This is a genomic window from Ruegeria sp. AB6, assembly GCF_056542685.1.
In genome coordinates, this window is sequence record NZ_JBQGAD010000004.1 from 102,599 (window position 1) to 127,911 (window position 25,313).

Below are 25,313 nucleotides of genomic sequence, written 5' to 3' on the forward strand. Positions count from 1 at the left end.
TTGTTGCCTCGAATTACAGACGGTTTTTTATCGGTCTTTGGGATGTTGTTAGCCAGTGAAAGGACACCTCATGAACTCTTTGGCTCAAGCTCTTCTAGGAGCCGCCGTATTCAGCGCTTCAATGGGTATTGCAGTGCATGCAGGCGATCTACAGGCTGGTGGTGAGACAGCTGGTCAATGCGCCGCCTGTCATGGCAATGCCGGGATCAGCACCGCAGATAATTTTCCAAACCTCGCAGGTCAAAAAGAAGGTTATATCAAGGCGCAATTGAAGGCATTCAAATCAGGGACGAGGAAGAACGATCTGATGAATGCAATTGCCGCAAACCTGACCGACGCGGATATCGAGAACCTGGCTACTTATTTTGCCAGCCTGCCCGGAGGTGAAGCCGGCGCGGTCGCGAATAATGAAACTGGTTTGGACGGTTCACTCTTGAAGCTTCCAGAGGACTACGAAACAACTTTCACCCGATATCATCGCAAAGACTATGACGATCGCAAGCAAGTGCGGTTTTTCAGCGGTAACGACATTGCACTTGCCGGAGTGGCGGATGGAGGGCCTTTTGAACCCGGAGCCTATTTCCTTGTGGAAGTATTCGACGCCAAGAAGGACGCCGATGGCAATCTGCTCAAAGATGCCGAAGGCCGTCTTATCGCTGGTGAACGAAAGTTATACACCGCGATGGAAAAACGAACCGGGTGGGGTGATGGCGTGCCCGATATCTATCGAAATGACAACTGGCGGTATTCCGTGTTCGAAGCTGATGGCAGCAACAAAAATGGCGTAAATGAAGCGCCCTGCATGGCGTGCCACAAGCCCCTGACAGAGGATGACTATGCCTTTACCGTTGATTGGGTGGAAGGTTTCCAATCCTCAAAGACAATCGGGTATTCTCACAAACTTTTAGAGTAAGTGTTTGAAGTTCCCTGTGCCTCACTGGCAAGGGCCAGTTGCAGAAAGACTAGCACCAAGGTGTTTTTTCCGCTCCACCTTGCCAGTGGGCTCTGGATGCCTATCGAATGCGCCTTTTTGCCCACTGGCAATTGCATTTCTAGGCTGGATTGAGCCGGCTAATTGCGTTCTGATTTGACGACAACGCTTAAAAGTGCGCCGCTTTCTTGCGACGCGTTGATGATGACCTAGTGTGAGCCCAGGACGTTCGCGAAAACTTTGACAGTCGGATTCTGATGGCTTGCAACGATTGCTGCTCGGTGCCTTACATGTCGAAGCCAAAGTTGTTTAAGACAAAAGCGAACCGGTTATTCGACCCGCATCGCTTCGGTTTCGATGTTGATATCCACCTGATCACCCACCAGACCGTTTCCTACGCCATAGGCCATCCCAAACTCGCTGCGTTGGACCGATGTGTCGATAGACAGGCCAAGAACCATACGTTTGTGCCCGAACGGATACGTATCGGCTTTGTTGAGTTTTACGTTCAGCGTCACCGGTTGTGTGATCCCTAAAATCGTTAGGTCTCCGGTCACGGTACCTGCATCCGCCGAGGCCGGTTGACCCGCCATGGCGGTGAAGGTGATTTCCGGAAACTCGGACACATGAAGAAAATCTTTTGCCTTTACGTGCCCATCCCGCGCGTCGTGGAAGGTGTTGACGCTGTCGGACGCGATCACGACTTGCACATTCGCAAGTTCCTGCGTGTCGGTGTCATAGTCAAAGCTGCCCCGAACCTCACCAAAGATGCCCAGCGTTTTTGCGAAACCGATATGCTCGACCGTGAAGTAAACCGCTGTGTGATCGGGGTCGAGCTCATACCGGGCCATCTCAGCAACGGCTGCGACTGGGGTGGTGGCGATCAGAAAGCTTAAGGCTAGGTGGCGCATCGGTGGCCCTCGTCAAGTTGTCGAGTTAGGGTGCAAGACTTACCTGTACATAGTACGCATTCCGCATCGACAAAGAACATCAAATGTACGCTACCCGATTGATTTGCGTCACCTGGAACATTCACCGCGCTCGCGGGCATGACGGCCTTGTCGATCCTTCGCGCATCCACGGGGCCGTTGCATCAGACCTTGCCCCCCTAGCTCCCGATATCTTTGCCCTGCAAGAGGCGGATGAAGAGTGCAGGCCGCATGCAGGTCTTCTTGACATGAACCGGATATCGGCCGAGACCGGGCTTGCCTATCAGCATGACGCGCCCGGCATGCGTTGGGGTCGTGACAGTGATGGGTTTCTGGGGACCATTCTGTTCCTGCATCCGCGCTTCAACGTCACGCACAGGGATGTACTGGACCTGCCCGGCCATTGCTATCGCGGCGCGGTTGTCATCGAGGCCGTGTGTGACGGCATTCCCGTTCGTGTTATCTCGACACATTTGTCCCTGTTCCAGCCTTTGCGCGTCATTCAGATGCGGATCGTCGGTCAATACCTGCGTCGCCGCCCCGAGATGCAAAACATACTGCTGGGGGATCTGAATGAATGGCGGCCCTGGGGAGGGGCGATGTTTCAGCACCGTCTTATCGGGAGGTCGCTGAGCGGGCCGGTACGGGCAACTTTTCCAGCCAAACGCCCACTATTGCCCCTGGACCGGATTTTGACGGATCGCGAAGGCGCCGTCCGGGACATGCAGGTCTGCACATCGCGGGCCCTTCGCAGTGCCTCGGACCACCTGCCCTTGAAGGCCGAGGTCCTAATCGAGAAATCTGGTGAATAAAATGGCGTTTCAAGTGTTATCACATTAGCCAAAGCGGAATTACGCACTAATTTGAGTATGATGGTAACAGACGACCCGAAGAAACTACCATGAAAGCGCATCGGCCCCTGGGCCCGGTGACCCATTCCCAAGCGTTCTCGCCTGTGTCTGTATTTGCCGGGCAGGCAGTGGTGATGGGCGCAGGGTTGGCTCTGGCAGCGTCGATGGCCTTGCCCTCGGTGTTCTGGGCATTGTCCGCGTTTCTGGTCGCGACGGTCCTGTCTGGTGCGGGGTTGGTCAGCCGCTATCCGCACAACGTGCTGGGGCTGTGCAACACAACAACGCTGCTACGCGCCGCCTTGGTTGCTTTTCTGTTCGGCGCCCTGTTCTTCACGACCGAGGTCTCTGGATGGCTGGTCTTTGCGGTTGGGGCGTTTGCCTTTGCTCTGGATGGGTTGGATGGGTGGTTTGCCCGCAGGTCCGGTCTGCAATCCGACTTTGGCGCGCGGTTCGACATGGAAACGGACGCCGCGCTGGGAGCGGTCCTTGCGCTTTGGGTGATGTTGTCGGGGACCGCGCAGGCCTATGTGCTGATTTTGGGGTTCGCGCGTTACGCTTTTGTTGCGGCCGGGTGGGTTTGGCCGCAACTGCGCGGGAACCTGCCCCCTTCGTTTCGCCGCAAAGCAGTCTGCGTGGTCCAGATTGCGGCGTTGCTATTGCTGGTCTTCCCGCTGACCCCTGCCGCTGTGCTGGCGCCGCTGTCACTAACGGCGTCCTTGGCGCTCAGCTATTCTTTCGGGGCCGATATTCACTGGCTGTTGCGCCGATCGAAATGAAGCAGGTCCTGACACTCTGCCTCGGAACCGGCCTGATCTTTTGCGTACTGGTCCTGCCCAACCATCCCGGCACGATGACGTGGGCCGCGTTGAATCGCTGGCCGTTGGAATTGCCTGTGATCGTTGCGCTGATGATCGCCCTTGGCCGGTTGCGCGGACTGGCGACGGTGACTGCGCTGTTGTTGGTTGTCGCAACGCTGGTAAAAATTGCCGACTATGGCACGTTCATCGCCTATAACCGGACGTTCAACCCCATCGTCGATTTGTTCCTGATCAACGCCGGGTTCGGCCTTTTGACAACCAGCTTGGGCCTGCCGCTGACGCTTATGTTGGTGGTGCTGGGCAGCGCAGCCCTAGTCCTTTTGTTTGTCCTGCTTCAGTTCGCGTTGAAAGCCTGGGCCGATCTGCCCACACAAAACTGGATGCGAGGGGCGGCGGCGGCAGGTGTGCTGATGGCCGGTACATGGGCCGTTGCGGATGTGGGTCACCACCTTGACCAGTGGCGGTTCGAAGCCAGCCCGCCAGGTACGGCCTGGACCTCTCGCCTGATCTACAAGCGCGGGGCCGAGATGCAGGCGACTGCCGCCGATCTTGCCCAATTCCGCCGCAACGCGCAGTCTGACCCGATGCTTCAGGCCCAAGGCTTGCTTGACATGCTGGAAGGCCGCGATGTGCTGCTGATTTGGATCGAAAGCTATGGGCGCGCCAGTTTCGACAACCCGCTTTATGCACAAACGCATCAGCAAACCCTGCGGAGCGCCGAGGCCGCGATCAGAGAAACCGGCATGTCCATGCGCAGTGGCTGGCTGACCTCTCCGACGGCGGGCGGCGAAAGCTGGCTGGCGCATGGGACGCTGGCAACGGGGCTGTGGACCTCGGATAACGGGCGATACAACGCGATGATCGCCAGCGGTCGAAAATGGCTGTTCCACTATGCGCAAAGGGCTGGGTACCAGACGGCAGCCATCATGCCCGCCATCACGCTTGCCTGGCCGGAAAGCAGCGCCATGGGCTTTGACCACGTGTTTGCCGCCGCAGACATTCCCTACCAGGGCAAACGGTTCAATTGGGTCACGATGCCCGATCAATTCACGCTTGCTGCCTACCCGGACCTACTACCCCAATCCGCGCAGCCGCGCTTTGTACAGGTGGCATTGATCTCGTCGCATGCACCATGGACCCCGGTTCCCCGGATGATCCCTTGGGAGGAGATCGGAGACGGTTCGGTTTTTGAACAAATGGCCCAGCAAGGCCCCGCCCCCCGCGAGTTGTGGAAGGACCGAGACGCCGTGCGGGACGCCTATCGGCGGTCGGTCGATTACAGCTTGCAAGCCGTGTTTGCCCATGTGGCCAATCTGGGCGCGCAGGCGCCTTTGATCATTGTTGCAGGAGATCATCAGGCCGCAGGATTTGTGGCAGGTAGCAACAACCGCGATGTCCCCTTTCATGTCATTGGCCCGTCCGAGGTGGTGTCGCATCTCGCCCATTGGGGGCTGAGTGACGGGCTTTTGCCCGCGCCTGACACGCCGGTACGGCGGATGGATCGATTCCGCGATGACTTTCTGAGCGCATTCTCGTCCTTCGAGCCATTGGCGAAGGCCGCGCCATGATGGGACGTATGGGGCGCATACTGGGATCATTGGCGCTGTTGGGCGGCCTTCTTTGGTTCAGCGCGGCTGGCGATGTCTGGGCGCGGCTCCATGAGACCGACCTATACTGGGTTTTGGTCGCGTTCGTGGCCCTGACATGCAGCACGCTGTCGATGGCACGGCGCTGGCAACTGACCGCAGGCGCACTTGGGCTTGAGCTGTCCTATTTCGGCGCGGTGCGAGAATACTATCTGTCCCTGCTTGCCAACTCCGCCCTGCCCGGTGGCGTCGTCGGAGATGTCAGCCGCGCCATTCGCGCCCGACATCACGGCGACCTGAAAAATGCAGCCCAATCGGTGCTGGCCGAGCGTCTTTTGGGTCAGGCCGCGCTGCTGGCGATTGTGTTTGGCGGTCTGTTCTGGGCTCTGTCGATACCGGGCGGGATCGCATGGCCTGCGGCGACCAGCTGGCTGATAGCCGCCGCTCTGGCCGTTGCGGCGGGTCTGGTGATCTGGCTTGCAAAGTTCAGGATGACGGCGGGTTTCACCCGGTTTTTCCTGGGGCTGCTGTCCCGGCGTGATATCACGGCGCTTGCGGTTTTCGCGGCGGTTTTGCTGATACTGGGACTGTACGCCTGCGCCCGTGCAACCGGTACGCCCTTGCCGCCAGAGGCCTGCTATACCATCCTGCCCTTGGTCTTGTGTGCCATGATTGTCCCGCTGTCCATCGCCGGATGGGGCTGGCGCGAAGGCGCTGCCGCAGCGCTGTTCCCGCTGGCTGGTGCCACGCCCGAGGCCGGAATAGCGATGGGCATTTGCTATGGTGCTGTCATGTTGCTGGCCGCCCTACCTGCGATTGGCTTTCTTCTTCTTTCAACCGACCATGCCCATAAGCGCAAACCATTGGAAAACGTATGATGAGTGCTGTTTTTGCAATACCCGGCGACAAAGACCAGCGCACTGGCGGCTATATATATGACGCCACGGTTTTGGACCTGCTGAATAAAAGCGGCTGCGCGACAACGCATCTGGAACTGCCCGGCAGCTTTCCCGACGCCCCGCCGCAGGACATGTCCCGAGCTGTGCGGGCGTTGAACGCCGTACCCGCCTCGGACCCGGTTATAATTGACGGTTTGGCCCTTGGCGCGATGCCGCCTGACGCGATTGCCGCGCTTGCTGCGCCTGTCATTGCACTGGTGCACCATCCGCTTGGTCTTGAAACCGGCACTGATCCGACCAAAGCTGCCGCGCTAATCCGCAATGAGGCCGCAGTTTTGGAACAGGTCGCGCATATCATCGTGACCAGCGCCCATATCGGACGGACGCTCCGATCCGATTTCGGGGTGCCTGCCGACAAGATCACCGTGGCTGCGCCCGGATTTGAACGTCCTCGCGCCGTTTCAGCGCCGGTTGACCCCCCGCTTATCCTCAGCGTTGGTCTACTGGTCGAACGCAAGGGGCATGACGTGCTGATCCGCGCGTTGGAGCAGATATCGGACATCCCGTGGCAAGCAGAAATCATAGGTCGGCCGCAAGACCCCGCCTATGCCGCCGCGCTCCAGGCACAGATTAAAACGGCGGGTCTGAAAGACCGCGTAACGCTTGTGGGTGAAGTCGGTGGCACAGCGATCGAGGCGGCCTATCAGCGCGCCTCTCTCTTTACTCTGGCCACCCGGTACGAAGGCTATGGCATGGTCCTGAGCGAGGCGATGCTGCGCGGCCTGCCCGTCGTCTCATGCGCAGTCGGCGCGGTCCCGGACACTACCTGTGATGCGGCAGAGTTGGTCCCCCCGGACCAACCCGAGGCTTTTGCCCACAAGCTGCGCGCGCTGTTGCAGAACCCCGACCATCTTGCGCACATGGCCCGCGCCTCGGCTTTGCGGGCCGCAAGTTTGCCAACCTGGCAGGACACCGCAAACCAGTTCGCCAAAGTAATCGAAAGGTTTGCGTCATGACCTGCGCCCTCATTTACACCATGCAGATGCTATGAATTGGAAAGCTCATGTTTGCTGTTGAAGTCCGCGACCACGTGATGATCGCACATTCCTTGCCCTCGCCCGTGTTTGGCCCCGCTCAGGGGATGCATGGGGCCACATTTGTCGTGGATGCCGCTTTTTACACCGCCGATCTGGACGAAAACGGTCTGGTCGTCGATATCGGCCTGGCCACCGAGGCCCTGGCCCAGACGCTGGCCCCGCTGCGCTATACTAATCTGGACGAGGTGCCTGCCTTCAAAGGCAAGATCACTACAACCGAATTCCTTTGCCACTATATCTGGGAACAGTTACGCGATGTCGCAAAGACAAGAGGGCTTGGCGACAAAGGTCGCCTCAAGCGTATCCGCGTGCAGCTACACGAAAGCCATGTCGCGCGTGGGTGGTATGAAGCAGACCTCTGAAATCGGCTTTGAACCCGACTGGCTCAGCCTGCGGGAACCGGTCGATCACCGGTCTCGGGATCAGGATCTGCTGCGGCGTGCTGCGGGCTGTGTCGCTGAGGGGATGACGATCCTTGATCTTGGCAGCGGCACGGGTTCGACCGCGCGCGCCTTTGCCAGTGCCGGATTTTCGGATCTCAACTGGCGGTTTGTCGACAATGATCCGGCCCTGTTGCGTATCGCGGCCTCGCGGCATCCCAACGCGCAGTGCGTGCAATGCGATCTGAGCCGCATCGACGGTCTTGATCTGGACCGGGTCGGACTGATCACAGCTTCGGCCCTATTCGACCTGATGCCCGAAAGCTGGGTGGACGCTCTAGTCAAGTGGGCCAGCGCGGCCGGTATTCCGGTTTACACGGCGCTCAACTATGACGGCGTGATGCGTTGGTCCCCCGCAGACCCACACGACGAGGGCGTCACCCAAGCCTTTAACCAGCACCAGCGAACCGACAAGGGGCTGGGACTAGCACTTGGCCCCGAAGCCGGATCACGCTTTGCAAGGGTTTGCGCGGCAGATGGCTATGCGGTCAGTTCGGCCCAAAGCCCCTGGCACCTTGGTGCTGAGGACACCACGCTGCACGCCAAGCTGTTGGCCGGAATTGCACAGGCCGCGCATGAGGTTGGCAAGGACGAGGCCCAGGATTGGGCCGCCGCCCGACAAAAGACACTGTCCCAGACGCTTGGTTTCATCGGCCATACCGATCATCTGGCGATCCCAAGATGAACAACGGCAAGCCGGAATACGGAGATAACGATGCAGGACGTTGACGTAACACCCAAGGTCTGGGACCGTATCTTGTCTGTTCGTGCCGGTCGCGGATGCTTATGCGACCCCGATTGGAGCGAAGGCGAAAAGCAGGCCCTTTCGATCTATGGCGCTCTGGCGCAACCGAAGTCCAGTGGCCATGTCATTGGTCAGATTGGGCAGTCGCTGGATGGGCGCATTGCCACCGTATCGGGCGATGCCAAAGATATCTCGGGCAAGGATGGCCTTGTCCATCTGCACCGTCTGCGGGCGCTGTCCGATGCGGTTGTGATCGGGGTCAAGACAGCTCTTCACGACAATCCTCGTCTGACCGTGCGCATGGTCGAAGGTGAGAACCCCGTGCGCGTGATCATCGATCCAAACGGGCGCATGCCGGACGATATCGGGTTGATGCAAGACAGGTCAGCGCATTGCATTGTCATCCAGTCCGTCGACAAACCCCGCCCCGACCATGTCGAGGTGATTACACTGCCGCGCACCCATTGGATTTCGCCCGCGCAAATCCTGAATGCCTTGCAACAGCGGGGATTGAACCGCATCCTGATCGAAGGCGGCGGCATCACCATCGCCAAATTCCTTGAGGCAAATCTGTTGACCCACCTACATGTCGCCGTCGCGCCCTTGCTGATCGGCGCCGGGCCACAGGGCCTGACCACCTCACCGGTCGAGCGTCTGTCTCAGGCACTACGGCCCCGGACGGATGTCTATGGGTTGGGCTCGGATGTGCTGTTTGATTGCACGTTTGAACCCGCCTCAGCGCAGATCAAGCCATACCCCCTGCCCTGCCGGGCCGCCGTCCACACAAACTGAGCGGCCCCCGGCACAAACCCGAAGATCAAAGGCACGCCATGAAAGTCAATTCAGACCAAACGGCCCGCGCGTTGTGGATCACCCAAGCCGGAAAACCCGCGCTTTTGGACACGGTCCTTGGCGAAAGTCCTGACGGCGCACGTATCAAGACGCTATATTCCGGCATCAGTCGCGGGACCGAGCGTTTGGTGTTTCGCGGGCAGGTTCCTAAGGCCGAGTTCGAAACGATGCGCGCCCCTTTTCAGGAAGGCAGTTTCGAATTCCCTGTCAAATACGGCTATGCCGCCGTCGGAAGCATTCAGTCCGGCCCTCGGGCAGGAGAGCTCGTTTTTGCCCTGCATCCGCACCAAACGCAGTTCAGCGTGCCATCATCTGCGGCCATCCCAATCACTCCATCGGTCCCTCCCGCCCGTGCCGTGCTTGCCGCCAACATGGAAACCGCACTGAACATTCTGTGGGACGCGGAGCTCGGTGCCGGTAGCCGCGTCACCATCGTCGGGGCTGGGGTAGTCGGGGCCCTGACGGGGTATCTCTACGCCCGCATGCCCGGAACCGAGGTCTGCCTTGTCGACACCAACCCCGACAGAGCCACAATTGCGCAGCAGTTGGGTTGCGACTTTGCGCACCCCGATCAGGTACCGCAGAATTCCGATGTGGTGATCCATAGCTCGGCCACATCTGCGGGGCTGGCGACCGCAATCGCCGCAGCCGGGGTCGAAGCCACCATCGTCGAAACCAGCTGGTACGGCACCCAACCCACCACCGTGCCACTGGGGGGCGCCTTTCATCGCAAACGCCTGCGGATAATCAGCAGTCAGGTCGGGCGTATTCCGGCCCATATGGCCGCACGCTGGACCTATGGAAAACGGCTGCGTAAAGCCATCGACCTACTTGCAGACCCGGTTCTGGATGCTCTCATCTCGGGTGAGACGGAATTTGACGATCTGCCACAAAGCTATGAGGCGATTTTGGACGCCTCATCAACGCTTTGCCATCGGATCAGGTTTGCCCGGGATTGACCATGGTGCTGGACATAAAACACTGGCTTCCACCAAACGCGTCGCACCACCTGTTAGCCATGGCCGACGCCGCGTTAAGCGCCGCCACCGGCTTGCAGCAAGCTTTTGCAAACCGCAACGCGCTGCAAGTCGAACAAAAGACCAAGGGCGATTTCGTCTCACAGGCCGACCGCGAGGCCGAGGCACAGATCGCCCGGAAGCTGACCTGTGCCTACCCGGACTACGGCTGGCTGGGCGAGGAAACGGGCAGCCGCCTCGGTCAAGGAACCGACTTGCACTGGGTTGTTGATCCATTGGACGGCACGACGAACTTCGTGAAGGGCATTCCGCATTGGGCTATCTCAATCGCGCTGTGCGACAAAGACGAAATCGTCGCCGCCCTTGTGTGCGACCCAACAAAGAACGAGGTATTTTCTGCCGAACGTGGGTCCGGGACCTATCTGAACGGTGGACGCATTTGGGTCAGCGGCGAGAGAGACACACAAAACGCACTTTTTGCCACCGGGGTCCCTGCTGGCGCGCGGGTGACGTATCTGAAAGCTGCATTGGCGGATATCGAACGGCTGATGCCGAGCTGCGCAGGGATCAGACGCGGCGGCGCGGCGGCGCTTGATCTGGCTTATGTTGCCGCAGGCCGCGTTGAGGGCTATTGGGAGCGCAACCTTGGCGCTTGGGATATCGCCGCCGGGCTGCTACTGGTCCGCGAGGCCGGAGGATTGGTTCAACCCCTTTGGCCAAACACCGACATTCTGGCGACTGGGTCCCTGATTGCGAGCAATTCCGAACTTGCCACAGTGCTACGCAAGAACATCTTATGAAAACGCTCGGCAGATTGCACCCGCGGAAGGTTGTCCTCTAAGGTGTTGTTTAAGAATTTCTACCTAGCCATTTCGATTGGGATCGAGCAACCAAAGCCTTTGTCCTAGACGTGCCCGACGGATGGATGAAGATAGGCCACCTGTGGCATCGTAGCGGGGCTCATCCTTCTTCTAAAACCCGACTCTATCTTTACTGGTGAAACGGTTTCTATTCTGGATCACCTGAGCAGCACCGCTTCGGGCAACTATCTGACCAATGCGGACCTAGGATGCGAAAATGCGCAGCAGGTTTTTTGCCTAAACAGTAAATTTATATATCTTTTTCTTATACTTATACTAAACGCCGACTTCAGACAACCAGCGTCCACACTGAGTCAAAACCGGTACGACAACGCCGATAATTCGCTGCTTGAAGCGCCGTCCAAAATACTTCTTGACGTTTTGTTGAAGCCTGTGGTTTTATATATGAAACCGTTTTGCGGTGAATCGTTAAGATCGGCGAAGGGAGGCGCTGTGATGGCGAAGCAAGAGTCGGCGCTTCGGGCGCAACAAGGAACCGAAAGTCAGATTACCGTGTCTCTCAGCGGGATTGGTATGTCGTTTTCCGGTGTATCCGTTCTCCGAGACGTCGATCTGGTTTTTGACGGCGGTGAAATCCACACTCTCATGGGTGAGAATGGTGCCGGGAAAAGCACGCTGGTCAAGATCATCAGCGGCGTACAGAAGCCGACATTCGGAACGTTCCAGATTGACGGGGAAACCGTCACGTTCGACTCGCCCCGCGATGCGGAACAGCACGGTATCGTCATCATGCATCAGGAGCTGAGCCTGATCCCCGAAATGACGGTAGCCGAAAATGTTTTGCTGGGGCATGAGCCGCGAAAATTCGGCACCTTCATCGACCGCAAGGCTCTGAGGCAGAAGGCACGGCAGGCCCTATCGCGGTTCGGATTCACACTGGATATCGACACCCCGGTCAAAGACCTGCGTGTCGGAGAACAACAACTGGTTGAGATCGCACGCGCACTGCTGATGAATGCGCGATTGCTGATCATGGATGAGCCGACCTCGGCCCTGTCGCAGGCTGAAGCGGATATTCTGATGGAAGTCGTGCGCGATCTGGCGCTGCAGGGCGTCGCGGTCGTCTATATCTCTCACCGGATGGATGAGGTGTTCGAAATCTCGGATCGGGTCACGGTTCTGCGCGATGGTGACTTGATCGGAACGCGTCTGGCATCCGAGACAACATCCGCCGAACTAATCCGAATGATGGTTGGCCGCACGGTTGAGATTAACGCCGTTGAACGCCAGAACCCGGCGCAGGACGAAGTGGTTCTGCAGGTCGCGAACCTGTCGGCCTGGACCGGTAACCGCAAAGTTTTGGAAGATGTGTCGTTCGACCTCAAACGCGGAGAAGTGCTGGGCATTGGTGGCCTGCTAGGAGCCGGTCGCACCGAGCTTCTGGAAACACTATTCGGCGCGCGCGGCGGGAACTATCACGGGCAGATCACGCTGGAAGGCAAACCGCTGCGCCCGGTCAAACCGCAAGACGGGGTTCGCAACGGGCTGGCGCTGATCACCGAGGACCGCAAGGGGAACGGGCTGTTGCTCGAACGGTCAATCTCATCGAATGTGGCGCTGCCGCTGATGCCTTTGCAATCGCGATTTGGGCGGTACTCGGACGTCGAGCAGCGCAAACAGGCGTTGAAGGCGATCGAAACACTGAAAGTGGCGGCCACAGGGCCAGATCACCCGGTCGGAAAGCTGAGCGGGGGCAACCAACAAAAGGTCGTTTTGGGCAAATGGTTAGCGACGCAACCGCGTGTCCTGCTGCTGGATGAGCCTACCCGTGGCATCGACATTGGTGCCAAGGACGAGATTTACGATCTGGTTGGACGGCTGGCAGATCAGGGCATCTCGGTCTTGTTCGCAAGCTCGGAACTATCCGAGTTCATGGCTGTCTGCGACCGCATGATCGTGCTGTGTGAGGGCCAGATGGCCGGAGAGCTTTCGCGCGACGAAATGACCGTGGATTCGATCAAAGCACTTGCGATGCAATTCCGCTAAGCGCTTGATCCTTAATCGAGAAAAGACATGACTGTTATGGAACCCAATAGCCCAACTTTAGAACAAAACCGCACCTCGAGGGCGGTGTTCATGCGGCTGCTGAACAAGACAAAACTCTACTGGGGCTTGGTTGCTCTGATCCTGTTCGGGGCGTTGACCTCACCGGTTTCGTCCAAGGGCAACAACATCTTTCTGTCGCTGGGCAACCTGACAGACATCCTGCGTCAGGTCTCGGTCACGGGCATTGTGGCGGTCGGCATGACGATGGTGATTTTTATCGCTGGTATCGACCTGTCTGTCGGGTCCGTCATGGCGCTGGGTACCGTGATATGTGCGATGTTGCTGACGCAAGAAGGATGGACGGCGGCAAGCTATTTTGGCGTGCCTGCCACCGGGATCGTCCTGTTTGTAGCCATCGCCGCCCTGATTTATTTCGTGCAAAGCAACCTGAACCGCACCTCGGACACAGCGGCCACCACAAGCGCGCCGTCACGGATGCTAAGCCGTCTTGTTGCCGCTTCAATTGCCATCGGTGTGATGGTTTGGCTGGCCGGTCAGGTGATGCCCAAGTTTGGCGTTCTGGCTGTGCTGATTGTGGTGCCCTGCATTGGGGCCGTGATGGGGACAGTAAATGGCGCCTTGATCGTCTATGGCCGCCTGCAACCCTTTATCGTGACGCTTGCAATGATGGTGGGTGCGCTGGGTCTGGCGCGTGTGATTGCCGGGCAGGATACCGCTGTCTATCCAGTTTACACCGGCAGCAACGCGACCGAGAATTTCGAAGTGCTGCGTCAATTGCTGTGGGGTGTTCTACCCGTGCCGGGCCTGTTCTTCCTTGCCGTACTGCTGATCTTTTTCCTGATCACCCGTTTCACCACCTTCGGCAGCTATCTGATGGCTATCGGCGGCAATGAAGAAGCCGCGCGTCTGGCTGGCATCAATGTGGGCCGCAACAAGATCATCACCTATGCGCTGGCGGGCGGTTTGTCCGCGCTGGCTGGGGTGTTGTATGTGGCGCAGTTCCGCCAGGGCAAACCGGATGCGGGTCTTGGCTTGGAGCTGGACGCGATTGCGGCCGTGGTCATCGGCGGCACCAGTCTGATGGGTGGACGCGGCGCAATCATGGGAACATTCGTTGGGGTCCTGATCTTTGGCTTCCTCAGCAACATCCTGCAATTGAACAACATCGACAGTAACACGCAGCTGGTGCTGAAGGGCATCATCATCGTGGTCGCCGTCCTGCTTCAGGAAGGGCGATTTGAAGAGATCTTTGTCATGGCGAAAGAGCGCCCGGGCAGAGGGAGGAGGCTCTGACCTCGAATCTTGGAGGACCAAGGTCAGAGCAATCAGAACGCGGGAACATTGGAGTAACCCGCATCATGACTAAGGAGTAGACTATGAAAAGAAGAACATTTGGCAAGAGCCTGATGGCTGCCACCGCGCTCGCAACTTCGTTTTCGGCCTCGATGGTACTGGCGGCTGACAACTATGTGATCGGTTTCTCGCAGGTGACAACGGTTGAACCCTGGCGTGTCCAGTTCAACAAAGACCTGCGCGCCGAGGCCGACCTACACGACAATGTCGAGCTGATCATCGCCGACGCAAACGACCGCACCGAAAAGCAGGTTGCCGACGTCGAAAACTTTATCCGTCAGGAAGTTGACGCGATCCTGATCTCGCCGAAAGAATCCGCCGGTCTGACCGGTGTGGTCGAACAAGCCACTGACGCGGGCATCCCCGTCTTTGTTCTGGACCGTAACGTCGACACCGACAAATTCGTTCAGTGGGTTGGCGGCGACAACGAACTGATCGGCCGCGAGGCAGGCAAGTTCGCGTTGGACCAGCTGGGTGGCGCGGGCGCTGCAAAAGGCACTATCGTAGAAATCTGGGGGGGTCTGGGCACGCAAGCCGCGCACGACCGCGCCAACGGGTTCCACGAAGCCTTTGAGGGCGAAGAAGGCGTTACCTTCCTGCTGGATCAACAGTCGGGCGACTGGAAGCAGGATCAGGCCTATGACATCATGTCGACCGCCCTCCGTAACTATGAAGACATCACAATGGTGTACGGCCACAACGACCCGATGGCCTATGGTGCATATCTGGCAGCCAAAGACGCAGGCCGTGCCGATGACATCATCTTCATTGGTGTTGACGCGCTTCCGGGCGAAGGCGTGACTTGGGTTGCCAATGGCGAGCTGTCGGCCACCTTCCTGTACCCGACCCCCGGTGCAGAAGGCCTGCGTCAGGCACTGAAGCATCTGAAAGGTGAAGAAGTTCCAAAATCGGTTGTCATGGGCACCGAGGCGATCACTTCGGAAAATGCTGGTGACGTCCTGAAGAAGAACGGCCTGTAAGGACCGTTCAGGCCGGTTTCCTTTCTCCTCCCTGTCGGGATGGCCGGCCGGACAAGCAGGGGCTTGCGCCCCTGCTGTTTTTTTTGGGAAAGCTACAAGAAAAGGTTCCGCCCATGTCCGAGCAAAAAACGAAACTTCAAAAATACTCCGCCCCCGCACTGGAAAAGGGGTTGGATATTCTTGAGTTTCTTTCGCTTTCGGACGTTTCCCCTACCCTGTCGCAACTGGCGCAGGGAATCGGGCGGTCGAAAAACGAGATCTTTCGCATGATGATCGTGCTGGAAGAACGCGGATACATTGAGCGGCAAGAAGGCGATCTGTTCAAATTGACAGGTAAGTTGGCTTTGCTGGGCGGCGACCGCACGGATAACGGCAAACTGGCCGAACTGGCCGAGCCGTATATGAATCGGTTGGCCGAGGAAATTGAGCTGTCCAACCACCTTTGGGTGCCTAATGGCAAAAAAGAGTTGATCGTCGTCAACAGCGTTTCATCTTCGCAGAACTATGGGGTCACGGTTCAGGTTGGATACACCACCCCCGTGTTTCCGACCTCGGTCGGCGCATGTTTTCTCTCAGATTTTGCGCGGGAACAGGACCGGTTAACCTTTCTTCGCAGCATCGTGCCCGGCGAAAGCGAAGACGCACTTCAGGAGTTTTCCGATCAAGCAGCAATCTGTGCCGAGCAGAACTACATTTCGCTTAGCAGCCCTGAAAGCAACGCGATCAGCGAGATTTCAACGCCCATCCGTCACGGTGCGGATCAATCCGTTATCGCTTCGCTGACAATCCCACATTTCGCATCCGCCCTGATCGACAACCGGCGCGAATTTGTAATCGACGCGCTGAGGGCAACTGCAGCACAGCTACAGACTAGTATTGCGACACGGATGCCGCTTCCGCGGACACCTTGGCATCAACTAGCCTGAGCATTGGTCAAAAGCATTCAGACCCCCTATACCCATATCCAAAAACTAATGATCAGATCGCACGGAACTGCTGAACAGGGAATGAACATCCTGCGCGCTTCAAACCATGCCAAAGATATCCGGCATGATATGCGTAATCGCGTGACTAAACTGGTGCTAGACTATAATCAGGTCACAGGTATTTGGACCGGGACTTCCCGCAACGATATCGCGAACGCTACAAGAGTTGCATTTGACGGTATGCCTGTTGGCCTTTACCGCCAGAACGAAGACCTGTTGCCAATCATCCTGCGCCGCACTGAAGAAGAACGTCAAACCGCAGCCGGAAATTTCGACAGTTTGCAGGTCACACCTGCCTTCACCACCAAAAGCGTGCCATTGGCCGCTGTCACGGATGGGGTGGGTGTCGAAATTGAAGATCCCACCATTGTCCGTTGGAACCGCCAGCGCTCTATCGCCGTTCAGGCGAGTCCGGTGGGTGTCACACTGCCCGCTTTGGTTCAGGATGTACGGGACCAATTCGAGGCTATCGAGTTGCCCCCTGGCTATCATCTGGAATGGCGAGGTGAGACTTTCAGCACCGCCGACTCGCAAGAGGCTTTGATACCCGGCTCAGGCCCTGCAGTGGTCATCATGGTGTTTATCATCGTGGCGCTATTCAATGCGTTCCGCCCGGCGCTGGTGATCTTTACGGTCGTCCCATTTGCCCTCATCGGCATCACCGGCGGATTGCTCGCGTTCGGTCAGCCGTTCTCGTTCATGGCATTGCTGGGCGCGATGAGCTTGGTTGGTTTGATGATCAAGAACTCGATCGTGCTGCTGGATGAGGTCAATGTGAACCTCCAACGTGGGCTGGAGCCATACGACGCTCTGGTCGAGGCAGCGGTTTCACGTTTGAACCCGGTATTGCTGGGTGCGGCCACGACTATTTTGGGAGTGTTGCCATTGCTACAGGATATCTTCTGGGTCGCGATGGCGACGACCATCGCTGCGGGTTTGACCATTGGTACAATGATAACAATGATCATGGTGCCCGTCTTCTACGCGATCTTCCACGGTGTTCGGCCAAAGTCAACTTGACGTTGCAACATCCAACCGGAGCATGTCAGAAGGCCATTTCTGAGTGTTTACTCCCGCCGTTGCCTCACGATCCTCTGGAAGGAATGGACGCCGCCAGTATTGGAGAAACACGCCAAGAGCGCGCGACTAACTCGCGCGCTCTTGTGACTAATGGACGGCGTTCGCTCACATTGCCTAAACGTCGGAAAACGCGTGCCTCAGCGACTGCAAACACGAAGATGGTACGGCTCAATTTAGTTCACTGGCTCGAGTGGTCTTTCCGCCTCACGCCCGTAGACGGTATCTACAGATCCTGGATCGCGCTCAATTCGCCTTGATGACCCAAGTGTCCGAAACCGACGCGAAGCACTTGGGTTGGAAATAAAAGACAAACAATCTTGGACTGATTATTTGAAGACCGGCTTTCGGTTTTCTGCAAACGCCTGATAGGCTTCCTGAAATTCGCTATGATCAAGCTGAGCAGCAAAATCCGTCAACTCTTCGGTGACCCTTATCCAGACATCACCCGTAAGAGGGCGGCGCAGAAGCGCTTTGGTTTTCATCAAAGCGTTCGGTGGCAATTCACCAAGCTCGGAAACCGCGGCTGAAACCGTGTCTTCCAGATCCTCGGCGGCGACAACCCCACTGACAAGCCCGGTTTCAAGCGCAACTTGGGCAGAGAACATCCGGCCCAGAAGCAAAAGTTCCGCCGCTTTGGCCTGCCCCATCAGACGCGGCAGGATGTAGCTGGCCCCGGCTTCGGGTACCAGACCAAGGTTGACAAAAGGCAGACGGAATCGCGTGCCTTCGGCCGCATAAATCAGATCACAATGCATCAGCATTGTTGCGCCAACACCGATGGCTACTCCTTCTACCTGTGCGACAATCGGCTTGGGGAATTTGATCAGCGCTTCAAGAAAAGCCACGACGGGCGGATTTTCACCAGAGGCCGAGTTGTGAAAATCGCTCACCATGTTGCCGCTGGTGAAATCACCGTCTGCACCGCGCAGCCAAACCACTCGAATTTCAGGGTCTTTGGCTGCGGTTGTCAGGGCTTCGGCCAGACCAAGATACATCGACCGGTCGATCGCATTTTTCTTGCCAGGGTTCGACATCGTTATACGCAGGGTAGAACCCAGTTTCTCGGTCGCGACACCTTGCGTGGCTGTATTTTCGTTCGTCATTTTCGTTTCTTTCGCAGGTTTATTTTCGGGTTGTCTGTTAGGCAGCGTTATAGCCAGCCAGGCGTTCGCTGATGATCTGATCAGCCTCGGACATGACGCGGTCCAACAGCTCCTGGCAGGACGGCACGTCATTGATCAGGCCAACAACCATGCCGCAGGACCAAGCACCGCTATCCATATCCCCGCCCTGCATGATACCCGGGTAGACACCGGCCACTTCGTCGATGATGTCTTCGAACTGAATTGTCTCACCCTTTTCTTTTTCCTTGGCCAGAATGCGCTCGACCGCCGGGTTGGTCATGACCCGTTCCGTGTTGCGCAGCGGGCGCATGACAAGGCGCGTGTCCAGTTCGGTCGCCGCGACGATGGCGTCCTTTACGTTCTGATGCACAGGCGCTTCCTTGGTGGCAACGAAACGCGTACCCAGATTGATACCCGACGCCCCCATAGCCAACGAAGCCACCAGCGATCGGCCATCGGCCTGACCACCGGACGCGACGAAGGGGATCTCCAACTCATCAGCGGCGCGGGGCAACAGGATCATGTTGGGTACGTCATCCTCGCCCGGATGCCCGCCGCATTCGAACCCGTCAACAGATACGGCATCGCAGCCGATTTCCTGCGCCTTGAGAGCATGGCGAACCGAGGTACATTTGTGGAGCACCTTGATCCCTGCATCCTTAAGATACGGCATAACCTGCGCCGGGTTGCGCCCAGCCGTTTCTACCACATTGACGCCACCGTCGATGATCGCCTTGATCAGGGCCGGGTAATCCGGCGCGTTGACGGTTGGCAGAAACGTGACGTTCACTGCAATAGGTTTGTCGGTCATATCCTTGCAACGCGCGATCTCATTTGCCAGATCGGCGGGCGTTTTCTGTGTCAGTCCAGTGATCGTTCCCAGACCGCCAGCATTTGAAACGGCGGCTGCGAGTTCGGCAAACCCGACATAGTGCATCCCGCCCTGAATGATTGGGCGTTCAATGCCAAAGAGTTCGGTAATTTCGGTTTTCATGGCCTTGGCCTCCGTGATGAGTCTGTTGTTGGCACCGCCTCTCAGGTGCCTCAGTTTTTGCGATTGGGGGCGGCACCGCCGCCCCCTACCCCAGTTTTGATGCACCTAGCCAACCTGAACGTCAGATGAAAACAGGTGTTCGGCCAGCGTTTCCCCGACCTTTGAAACCGTTGCGTCGTTCTGTCCCGAAAGTGCCAAAGGTACGTGCATCCTGTACGCCGTTTTTCTTTTCGCGATACGGTGTGTCATACCGGATTCTGGACGAAAGGATGGTGTGACGTGGGGTCGAACTGGATCGCCGGTTCACTAGACGTCGGATCAGCCGGGTGTACTGTCACGACGGGCCAGAGAATGCCGCTTCACCTGAAAACCCGCGCGATTGTCAAATTTTTCAAGATAGAGCTGTCGTTCCCTTGTGTCTGGTCGGAACCCTACAACCAGAGCATATGTTAACAGGCACGGTTTTCTTCAGGAGCACACATGAGTAATTCGTATTTCGCACCAAAAGGTGGGCATCCCGGACAAGACCAGTTGCTGACAGATCGCGCCGTGTTCACTGACGCCTATGCCGTCATCCCAAGGGGTACAATGCGGGACATCGTCACCAGCTTTTTGCCCTTTTGGGAAGACACGCGACTGTGGGTCATCTCGCGCCCGCTGAGCGGCTTTGCCGAAACCTTTTCGCAATACATCATGGAAGTTCAGCCCGGCGGAGGCTCTGACCAGCCCGAGACCGATCCCGAGGCGCAAGGCGTCTTGTTCGTGGTCGAAGGCACCGCGACATTGCACGCCGAGGGTACCACCTATCAGCTCACCCCCGGTGGCTATGCCTATCTGCCTCCTGAAACCGATTGGACATTGCGAAACCACGGTGAGGACACTTTGCGATTTCATTGGATCCGCAAGGCGTACGAAGCTGTAGAAGGGCTGGGCACACCTGATATCCTTGTTCTCAACGAAAACGACATTGCGCCAACACCGATGCCGGGCACGGATGGCAAATGGGCGACAACGCGATTTGTAGACCCAAACGACTTGCGACACGACATGCATGTGACCGTCGTGACTTTTGAACCCGGCGCGGTCATCCCCTTTCTTGAGACGCATGTGATGGAACACGGCCTGTACGTTCTTGAGGGCAAGGCCGTTTATCGCCTGAACAATGACTGGGTCGAGGTCGAAGCCGGGGATTATATGTGGCTGCGCGCCTTCTGCCCTCAGGCATGCTACGCAGGTGGGCCAGGGAAATTCCGGTACTTGCTATACAAGGACGTGAACCGCCACATGGCGTTGCGGACTGGACCCGCAGCGTTTCCACGACATCAGCGCCTTAGGTCCGCGGCAGAGTGACGACACCCCCGATCGCCTGCGTCAATTGATGGGCTGCCTCGATGACGGGGCGGCTTAGTCGCTCGATCTCGGCTTCGCTCACACGGCTTGTTGGCCCGGACACCGATATCCCGGCCACCGCCTCTCGATTGATATCGAACACGGGTGCTGCAATGCATCTCATGCCCGTGTTCTTTTCTTCGTTATCAATCGCGTAGCCCTGCGATCGGATGGCTACCAGATCCTCTTTCAGTGCATCCGGCTGCGTAATCGACCGATCCGTGAAAGCCTGCAACTCGGCGGCGGCCAACAAGCGATCCAGCCGATCTTCATCCATATAAGCCAACAGAGCCTTCCCAATACCCGAAGCATGCATCGGGGACAAAGTGCCCGGAGGAAAGAATGCCCGGATGCTGGCATGTGTTTCCACCTGGCTCAGAAACAACACTGCCCCTTCTCTCTCGACACCCAGATTGGCGGTCTCTCCAGTCGCTTCCATCAGCTTTCGCATGACGGGCCGTGCCCGATCAACAAGGCTGGTTCGTCTAAGAAACCGCGAGCCTATAACAAAGGCGCGCGGGCCAATATGCCAGACCTGTTCATCACGATCGAATTCGACAAGCCCCCTGCCCTCCAGCGTCACCAGAATACGATAAACCGTTGCTGGGGACTGCTTCATTTCATCGGACAGCGTCGTCAAAGCCTTCCCTTGCGCTTCGCTCAGATATTCGAAAACCTCCATCGCCCTATCTAGGGACTTGATGGTATTTTGCGCGGTCTTGTCATCCCATCCTCGGGGTCTTCCCCTGGCTTTGCGACGGGACTCAGGCTCATTGTTCCGGAAATCCATAAAATACCTTTGATCTGTTTTGAAAGCTTAATTCATGATATGAAAAATGTAAGCTTCTGACAACTATAAGATAAATGTCATTGTCTGTATTTTGAAAAGTGTTTTCAAAATAATTTCCCGACGAACGCCTTGGTCGTATTGTTTGGTCAACGACGGAAGGAGACCACCCATGAGCTTTCAAAACCCCGTTTTCATTCCGGGTCCGACCAATATCCCCGAGAGCCTGCGCAAGGCCTGCGATATGCCCACGATCGACCACCGCTCGCCGCTGTTTGGGCAAATTCTGCATCCCGCGCGTGCCAGTGTTCAGAAAATCCTGAAAAGCAAAAGCGCCGAGGTTTTTATCTTTCCGTCCAGCGGGACCGGCGGCTGGGAAACCGCTTTGACCAATACCCTGTCAGCCGGCGACAAGGTTCTTGCAGCGCGCAACGGTATGTTCAGCCATCGCTGGATCGACATGTGCCAACGTCACGGGTTGAATGTGAAAATCGTTGAAACCCCTTGGGGCCAGGGCCTGCCCGCCGACCACTACGAAGAGATTTTGACCGCGGATGCGAACCACGAAATCAAGGCGGTTCTGGCCACGCACAACGAAACAGCAACAGGCGTAAAATCGGATATTGCTGCCGTGCGCAAAGCATTGAACGCCGCCAAGCACCCCGCCATGCTGTTTGTCGATGGAGTTTCGTCCATTGCATCCATGGATTTCCGCTTTGACGAATGGGGCGTAGACGTTGCGGTGACCGGATCGCAAAAAGGATTCATGCTGCCCGCCGGGCTTGCCATTGTAGGCTTTAGCAAAAAAGCGATGGAAGCGACCAAAACCGGCACCCTGCCCCGCACGTTTTTCGACGTGCATGACATGGCCAAGGGTTACGCCAACAATGCCTATCCCTACACGCCCGCCGTCGGGTTGATGAACGGTCTCAATCAGGCTTGCGACATGTTGCTGCGTGAAGGTCTAGAAAACATCTTTGCCCGCCACCACCGCATAGCTGAAGGTGTTCGCGCCGCCGTGAGCGCATGGGGTTTGGAGCTTTGCGCAGCCAACCCATCGGTGTATTCAGACACCGTCAGCGCGATACGCACGCCGAACGGCTTTGATGCAACAAACATCGTCACCCATGCCGCCGAAAAATATGGCGTTGCTTTTGGTGTCGGGCTCGGCGAGGTCGCCGGCAAGGTGTTCCGTATCGGGCACCTCGGCAGCCTGACCGATGTCATGGCGCTGTCCGGCATCGCCACAGCTGAAATGTGTATGGCCGATCTGGGACTGAACATCCAATTGGGCTCGGGCGTTGCGGCTGCACAGGAATATTATCGCGGTCATCCAGCCATCGCGCAGAAGGACGCTGCATGATGAAGGATTGCACGATGTATATCCCGACCTACGAAGATATGCTCGACGCCCACAGCCGGATCGAGCCCTACATCCGCCGCACCCCGATTCGAACCTCGGACTACCTCAATGAACTGACCGGGGCGCAACTGTTCTTCAAATGCGAGAACTTCCAGGAACCGGGCGCCTTCAAAGTGCGCGGGGCTACCAATGCAGTGTTCGGCCTTGATGAGGAACAGGCAAAGAAGGGCGTCGCGACACATTCGTCTGGCAATCACGCCTCGTGCCTCTCTTATGCTGCAATGAAGCGGGGCATACCGTGCAATGTCGTCATGCCGCGCACCGCGCCACAGGCAAAAAAGGACACGGTTCGCCGCTACGGTGGAAAGATAACGGAATGTGAACCCTCTACCTCGTCGCGCGAAGCGACATTTGCCGAGGTTCAAGCAGCGACGGGCGGCGATTTCGTTCACCCGTATAACGATCCAAGGGTGATCGCCGGGCAAGGCACATGTTCGCGTGAATTCATAGAACAGACGGATGGCCTGGATGCGGTTGTTGCCCCGATCGGAGGTGGCGGCATGGTGTCTGGGACGTGTCTGACCCTTTCGACCTTAGCGCCCGAGACTGCAATCATCGCAGCCGAACCCGAGCAAGCCGACGACGCCTATCGCAGCTTCAAAGCAGGGCACATTATCGCCGATGATGCTCCAAAGACAATCGCCGACGGTCTTCTTGTCCCCCTGAAAGATCTCACGTGGCACTTCGTGTCGAACCACGTTTCCGAAATCTACACGGCCACGGAACAAGAGATCATCGACGCAATGAAGCTGACATGGAAACACCTTCGGATCGTGATGGAACCTTCTTCAGCCGTTCCATTGGCCACTATCCTCAAGAATCCCGACGCGTTCAAAGGCAAGCGGGTCGGCCTGATCATCACCGGTGGCAATGTCGATCTAGACAAGCTGCCCTGGCTGACTGTGTGACCACCCCTGACAGACATCAATCCCGATATAGGAACACGGAAATGAAAGACATGACCAATCTCGACGAATTCGAAGTCGGCTATGACATTCCGGCCAAGCCCGGAATGGATGAAGCCGATATCCAGACCCCTAGCCTCGTGCTGGATCTCGATGCGCTGGAACGCAATATCAAAAAAATGGGCGACTATGCAAAAGCGCATGGTATGCGCCATCGCGTGCACGGGAAAATGCACAAATCTGTGGACGTTGCAAAACTTCAGGAAAGGATCGGTGGCGCCGTTGGTGTTTGCTGTCAAAAAGTTTCCGAAGCGGAAGTTTTCGTGCGCGGTGGCATCAAGGATGTTCTGGTGTCAAATCAGGTGCGAGACCCCGCCAAAATCGACCGTCTTGCCAGCCTGCCAAAGCTGGGCAGCCGCATCCTCGTCTGCGTGGACGATGTGGACAATGTCGCAGACCTGTCTGGCGCGGCCGTCGATCACGGGACGCTACTGGAAGTCTTTGTGGAAATCGACTGCGGTGCCGGGCGTTGCGGTGTCACGACAACCCCAGAAGTGATCGAGATTGCCAAAGCCGTAGTAGACGCCGAAAATCTGAAATTCACGGGCATCCAGGCTTATCAAGGCGCGATGCAGCATCTCGACAGCTACGAGGCGCGCAAAGAAAAGCTCGACACGGCGATTGCCATGGTCAAGGACGCTGTTGAAGGGCTGAAGGCGGAAGGCATTGAATGCGAATTGGTCTCGGGTGGCGGTACCGGATCTTATTACTTCGAATCCAACTCGGGCGTGTATAACGAGTTGCAGTGCGGGTCTTACGCTTTCATGGACGCCGATTACGGCCGTATTCTGGACAAGGACGGCAATCGCATCGACCAGGGAGAGTGGGAGAACGCCTTGTTCATCCTGACAAGCGTTATGAGTCACGCCAAGGCTGACAAGGCAATCGTCGATGCCGGCCTCAAGGCACAGTCGGTTGATAGCGGTCTGCCGGTCGTCTATGGGCGCGACGATGTCGAGTACATCAAATGTTCGGACGAACATGGCGTCGTCATGGACACGGACGGGGTACTCAAGGTCAACGACAAGCTCAAGTTGGTTCCGGGGCACTGTGACCCGACCGCGAACGTGCATGATTGGTATGTCGGCGTTCGCAACGGCAAGGTTGAAACTGTGTGGCCCGTATCTGCCCGCGGCCACGCGTATTGATGCCCGACACCCAATAGCAGGCAAATCAGGCTCAAAAGCAGCCCGACAAGTCGCCTGTGTGCGTTCGTTTG

The 25,313-nt window shown here is 57.3% G+C and carries 24 protein-coding genes; 20 read left to right on the top strand and 4 right to left on the bottom strand.

Going from position 1 to position 25,313, the window contains the following annotated elements:
- The first annotated feature begins 70 nt into the window (after window positions 1-70).
- Entirely contained in the window at window positions 71-913 is an 843-nt protein-coding gene (locus ACR0DB_RS10440; protein WP_480550658.1) for a cytochrome P460 family protein, read from the top strand.
- A 347-nt stretch (window positions 914-1,260) separates the two neighbouring features.
- Here ACR0DB_RS10440 and ACR0DB_RS10445 read toward each other — a convergent pair whose 3' ends face one another.
- On the bottom strand, window positions 1,261-1,842 hold the full coding sequence (locus tag ACR0DB_RS10445; RefSeq protein ID WP_170783440.1) for a YceI family protein: 582 nt from the start codon (window positions 1,840-1,842) through the stop codon (window positions 1,261-1,263).
- Between the two features lie 83 nt (window positions 1,843-1,925).
- Here ACR0DB_RS10445 and ACR0DB_RS10450 point away from each other — a divergent pair, with 83 nt between their 5' ends.
- The 15 genes from ACR0DB_RS10450 (at window position 1,926) to ACR0DB_RS10520 (ending at window position 17,352) form a co-directional block, all read left to right on the top strand.
- Window positions 1,926-2,672, top strand: coding sequence for an endonuclease/exonuclease/phosphatase family protein (locus tag ACR0DB_RS10450; RefSeq protein WP_480550660.1), 747 nt, complete (start codon window positions 1,926-1,928; stop codon window positions 2,670-2,672).
- Between the two features lie 89 nt (window positions 2,673-2,761).
- Entirely contained in the window at window positions 2,762-3,487 is a 726-nt protein-coding gene (locus ACR0DB_RS10455; RefSeq protein WP_480550662.1) for a CDP-alcohol phosphatidyltransferase family protein, read from the top strand.
- Window positions 3,484-5,097: a sulfatase-like hydrolase/transferase gene (locus tag ACR0DB_RS10460; protein WP_480550664.1), complete on the top strand. Its 1,614-nt coding sequence runs from the start codon at window positions 3,484-3,486 to the stop codon at window positions 5,095-5,097. The genes ACR0DB_RS10455 and ACR0DB_RS10460 overlap by 4 nt, the downstream gene beginning before the upstream one ends.
- Entirely contained in the window at window positions 5,094-5,993 is a 900-nt protein-coding gene (locus ACR0DB_RS10465; protein ID WP_480550666.1) for a lysylphosphatidylglycerol synthase transmembrane domain-containing protein, read from the top strand. Before ACR0DB_RS10460 ends, ACR0DB_RS10465 begins: the two co-directional genes overlap by 4 nt.
- The gene (locus ACR0DB_RS10470) at window positions 5,993-7,030 is read left to right on the top strand and encodes a glycosyltransferase family 4 protein (RefSeq protein WP_480550668.1); all 1,038 of its coding nucleotides are present in this window, start codon (window positions 5,993-5,995) and stop codon (window positions 7,028-7,030) included. Before ACR0DB_RS10465 ends, ACR0DB_RS10470 begins: the two co-directional genes overlap by 1 nt.
- 47 nt (window positions 7,031-7,077) lie before the next feature.
- A complete protein-coding gene (locus ACR0DB_RS10475; protein WP_480550670.1) occupies window positions 7,078-7,473 on the top strand; it encodes a 6-pyruvoyl trahydropterin synthase family protein in 396 nt (131 codons plus the stop codon).
- Window positions 7,457-8,236 (top strand): class I SAM-dependent methyltransferase, encoded by a 780-nt coding sequence (locus ACR0DB_RS10480; protein ID WP_480550672.1) that lies wholly within the window; start codon window positions 7,457-7,459, stop codon window positions 8,234-8,236. The genes ACR0DB_RS10475 and ACR0DB_RS10480 overlap by 17 nt, the downstream gene beginning before the upstream one ends.
- Window positions 8,237-8,266: 30 nt before the next feature.
- On the top strand, window positions 8,267-9,088 hold the full coding sequence (locus ACR0DB_RS10485) for a RibD family protein (protein ID WP_480550674.1): 822 nt from the start codon (window positions 8,267-8,269) through the stop codon (window positions 9,086-9,088).
- A 38-nt stretch (window positions 9,089-9,126) separates the two neighbouring features.
- Complete coding sequence (locus ACR0DB_RS10490) at window positions 9,127-10,107, top strand: zinc-dependent alcohol dehydrogenase (RefSeq protein ID WP_480550676.1); 981 nt, start codon at window positions 9,127-9,129, stop codon at window positions 10,105-10,107.
- Window positions 10,108-10,109: 2 nt separating this feature from the next.
- Window positions 10,110-10,925: an inositol monophosphatase family protein gene (locus ACR0DB_RS10495; RefSeq protein WP_480550678.1), complete on the top strand. Its 816-nt coding sequence runs from the start codon at window positions 10,110-10,112 to the stop codon at window positions 10,923-10,925.
- Window positions 10,926-11,441: 516 nt separating this feature from the next.
- Window positions 11,442-12,992, top strand: a complete 1,551-nt coding sequence (locus ACR0DB_RS10500; protein WP_480550680.1) for a sugar ABC transporter ATP-binding protein — start codon at window positions 11,442-11,444, stop codon at window positions 12,990-12,992.
- Window positions 12,993-13,082: 90 nt separating this feature from the next.
- Window positions 13,083-14,306: an ABC transporter permease gene (locus tag ACR0DB_RS10505; RefSeq protein WP_480550682.1), complete on the top strand. Its 1,224-nt coding sequence runs from the start codon at window positions 13,083-13,085 to the stop codon at window positions 14,304-14,306.
- 83 nt (window positions 14,307-14,389) lie between these two features.
- Complete coding sequence (locus ACR0DB_RS10510; RefSeq protein ID WP_170789233.1) at window positions 14,390-15,346, top strand: substrate-binding domain-containing protein; 957 nt, start codon at window positions 14,390-14,392, stop codon at window positions 15,344-15,346.
- 113 nt (window positions 15,347-15,459) lie between these two features.
- Window positions 15,460-16,272 (top strand): IclR family transcriptional regulator, encoded by an 813-nt coding sequence (locus ACR0DB_RS10515; protein ID WP_170789234.1) that lies wholly within the window; start codon window positions 15,460-15,462, stop codon window positions 16,270-16,272.
- Between the two features lie 81 nt (window positions 16,273-16,353).
- The gene (locus tag ACR0DB_RS10520) at window positions 16,354-17,352 is read left to right on the top strand and encodes an efflux RND transporter permease subunit (RefSeq protein ID WP_480550684.1); all 999 of its coding nucleotides are present in this window, start codon (window positions 16,354-16,356) and stop codon (window positions 17,350-17,352) included.
- 386 nt (window positions 17,353-17,738) lie between these two features.
- Here ACR0DB_RS10520 and ACR0DB_RS10525 read toward each other — a convergent pair whose 3' ends face one another.
- Window positions 17,739-18,515: an enoyl-CoA hydratase gene (locus ACR0DB_RS10525; RefSeq protein ID WP_480550686.1), complete on the bottom strand. Its 777-nt coding sequence runs from the start codon at window positions 18,513-18,515 to the stop codon at window positions 17,739-17,741.
- A gap of 37 nt (window positions 18,516-18,552) precedes the next feature.
- Window positions 18,553-19,530, bottom strand: coding sequence for an NAD(P)H-dependent flavin oxidoreductase (locus tag ACR0DB_RS10530; RefSeq protein ID WP_480550688.1), 978 nt, complete (start codon window positions 19,528-19,530; stop codon window positions 18,553-18,555).
- Between the two features lie 480 nt (window positions 19,531-20,010).
- On the opposite strand from ACR0DB_RS10530, the gene ACR0DB_RS10535 reads away from it, so the two are divergent.
- On the top strand, window positions 20,011-20,880 hold the full coding sequence (locus ACR0DB_RS10535; RefSeq protein WP_480550690.1) for a bifunctional allantoicase/(S)-ureidoglycine aminohydrolase: 870 nt from the start codon (window positions 20,011-20,013) through the stop codon (window positions 20,878-20,880).
- Here ACR0DB_RS10535 and bhcR read toward each other — a convergent pair.
- Entirely contained in the window at window positions 20,861-21,709 is an 849-nt protein-coding gene (gene bhcR / locus ACR0DB_RS10540) for an HTH-type transcriptional regulator BhcR (RefSeq protein WP_170772054.1), read from the bottom strand. The genes ACR0DB_RS10535 and bhcR overlap by 20 nt on opposite strands.
- A 169-nt stretch (window positions 21,710-21,878) precedes the next feature.
- Between bhcR and bhcA the strand changes: the two genes are divergently transcribed.
- The 3 genes from bhcA to bhcC are packed head-to-tail and all read left to right on the top strand — an operon-like array spanning window position 21,879 to window position 25,242.
- Window positions 21,879-23,069 (top strand): L-aspartate--glyoxylate aminotransferase BhcA, encoded by a 1,191-nt coding sequence (gene bhcA / locus ACR0DB_RS10545; protein WP_480550692.1) that lies wholly within the window; start codon window positions 21,879-21,881, stop codon window positions 23,067-23,069.
- A complete protein-coding gene (gene bhcB / locus ACR0DB_RS10550) occupies window positions 23,069-24,037 on the top strand; it encodes a beta-hydroxyaspartate dehydratase BhcB (RefSeq protein WP_480551050.1) in 969 nt (322 codons plus the stop codon). Before bhcA ends, bhcB begins: the two co-directional genes overlap by 1 nt.
- A 41-nt stretch (window positions 24,038-24,078) precedes the next feature.
- Window positions 24,079-25,242 carry a 3-hydroxy-D-aspartate aldolase BhcC gene (gene bhcC / locus ACR0DB_RS10555; RefSeq protein WP_480550694.1) on the top strand — a complete coding sequence of 388 codons (1,164 nt, stop codon included), beginning with the start codon at window positions 24,079-24,081 and terminating at the stop codon, window positions 25,240-25,242.
- Window positions 25,243-25,313: the final 71 nt, after the last annotated feature.

Bases quoted from the DNA above. Each gene is read 5' to 3' on its own strand.
- ACR0DB_RS10440 (WP_480550658.1), top strand. From the start codon at position 71: ATGAACTCTTTGGCTCAAGCTCTTCTAGGAGCCGCCGTATTCAGCGCT.
- ACR0DB_RS10445 (WP_170783440.1), bottom strand. From the start codon at position 1,842: ATGCGCCACCTAGCCTTAAGCTTTCTGATCGCCACCACCCCAGTCGCA.
- ACR0DB_RS10450 (WP_480550660.1), top strand. From the start codon at position 1,926: ATGTACGCTACCCGATTGATTTGCGTCACCTGGAACATTCACCGCGCT.
- ACR0DB_RS10455 (WP_480550662.1), top strand. From the start codon at position 2,762: ATGAAAGCGCATCGGCCCCTGGGCCCGGTGACCCATTCCCAAGCGTTC.
- ACR0DB_RS10460 (WP_480550664.1), top strand. From the start codon at position 3,484: ATGAAGCAGGTCCTGACACTCTGCCTCGGAACCGGCCTGATCTTTTGC.
- ACR0DB_RS10465 (WP_480550666.1), top strand. From the start codon at position 5,094: ATGATGGGACGTATGGGGCGCATACTGGGATCATTGGCGCTGTTGGGC.
- ACR0DB_RS10470 (WP_480550668.1), top strand. From the start codon at position 5,993: ATGAGTGCTGTTTTTGCAATACCCGGCGACAAAGACCAGCGCACTGGC.
- ACR0DB_RS10475 (WP_480550670.1), top strand. From the start codon at position 7,078: ATGTTTGCTGTTGAAGTCCGCGACCACGTGATGATCGCACATTCCTTG.
- ACR0DB_RS10480 (WP_480550672.1), top strand. From the start codon at position 7,457: ATGAAGCAGACCTCTGAAATCGGCTTTGAACCCGACTGGCTCAGCCTG.
- ACR0DB_RS10485 (WP_480550674.1), top strand. From the start codon at position 8,267: ATGCAGGACGTTGACGTAACACCCAAGGTCTGGGACCGTATCTTGTCT.
- ACR0DB_RS10490 (WP_480550676.1), top strand. From the start codon at position 9,127: ATGAAAGTCAATTCAGACCAAACGGCCCGCGCGTTGTGGATCACCCAA.
- ACR0DB_RS10495 (WP_480550678.1), top strand. From the start codon at position 10,110: ATGGTGCTGGACATAAAACACTGGCTTCCACCAAACGCGTCGCACCAC.
- ACR0DB_RS10500 (WP_480550680.1), top strand. From the start codon at position 11,442: ATGGCGAAGCAAGAGTCGGCGCTTCGGGCGCAACAAGGAACCGAAAGT.
- ACR0DB_RS10505 (WP_480550682.1), top strand. From the start codon at position 13,083: ATGCGGCTGCTGAACAAGACAAAACTCTACTGGGGCTTGGTTGCTCTG.
- ACR0DB_RS10510 (WP_170789233.1), top strand. From the start codon at position 14,390: ATGAAAAGAAGAACATTTGGCAAGAGCCTGATGGCTGCCACCGCGCTC.
- ACR0DB_RS10515 (WP_170789234.1), top strand. From the start codon at position 15,460: ATGTCCGAGCAAAAAACGAAACTTCAAAAATACTCCGCCCCCGCACTG.
- ACR0DB_RS10520 (WP_480550684.1), top strand. From the start codon at position 16,354: ATGAACATCCTGCGCGCTTCAAACCATGCCAAAGATATCCGGCATGAT.
- ACR0DB_RS10525 (WP_480550686.1), bottom strand. From the start codon at position 18,515: ATGACGAACGAAAATACAGCCACGCAAGGTGTCGCGACCGAGAAACTG.
- ACR0DB_RS10530 (WP_480550688.1), bottom strand. From the start codon at position 19,530: ATGAAAACCGAAATTACCGAACTCTTTGGCATTGAACGCCCAATCATT.
- ACR0DB_RS10535 (WP_480550690.1), top strand. From the start codon at position 20,011: ATGAGTAATTCGTATTTCGCACCAAAAGGTGGGCATCCCGGACAAGAC.
- bhcR (WP_170772054.1), bottom strand. From the start codon at position 21,709: ATGGATTTCCGGAACAATGAGCCTGAGTCCCGTCGCAAAGCCAGGGGA.
- bhcA (WP_480550692.1), top strand. From the start codon at position 21,879: ATGAGCTTTCAAAACCCCGTTTTCATTCCGGGTCCGACCAATATCCCC.
- bhcB (WP_480551050.1), top strand. From the start codon at position 23,069: ATGAAGGATTGCACGATGTATATCCCGACCTACGAAGATATGCTCGAC.
- bhcC (WP_480550694.1), top strand. From the start codon at position 24,079: ATGAAAGACATGACCAATCTCGACGAATTCGAAGTCGGCTATGACATT.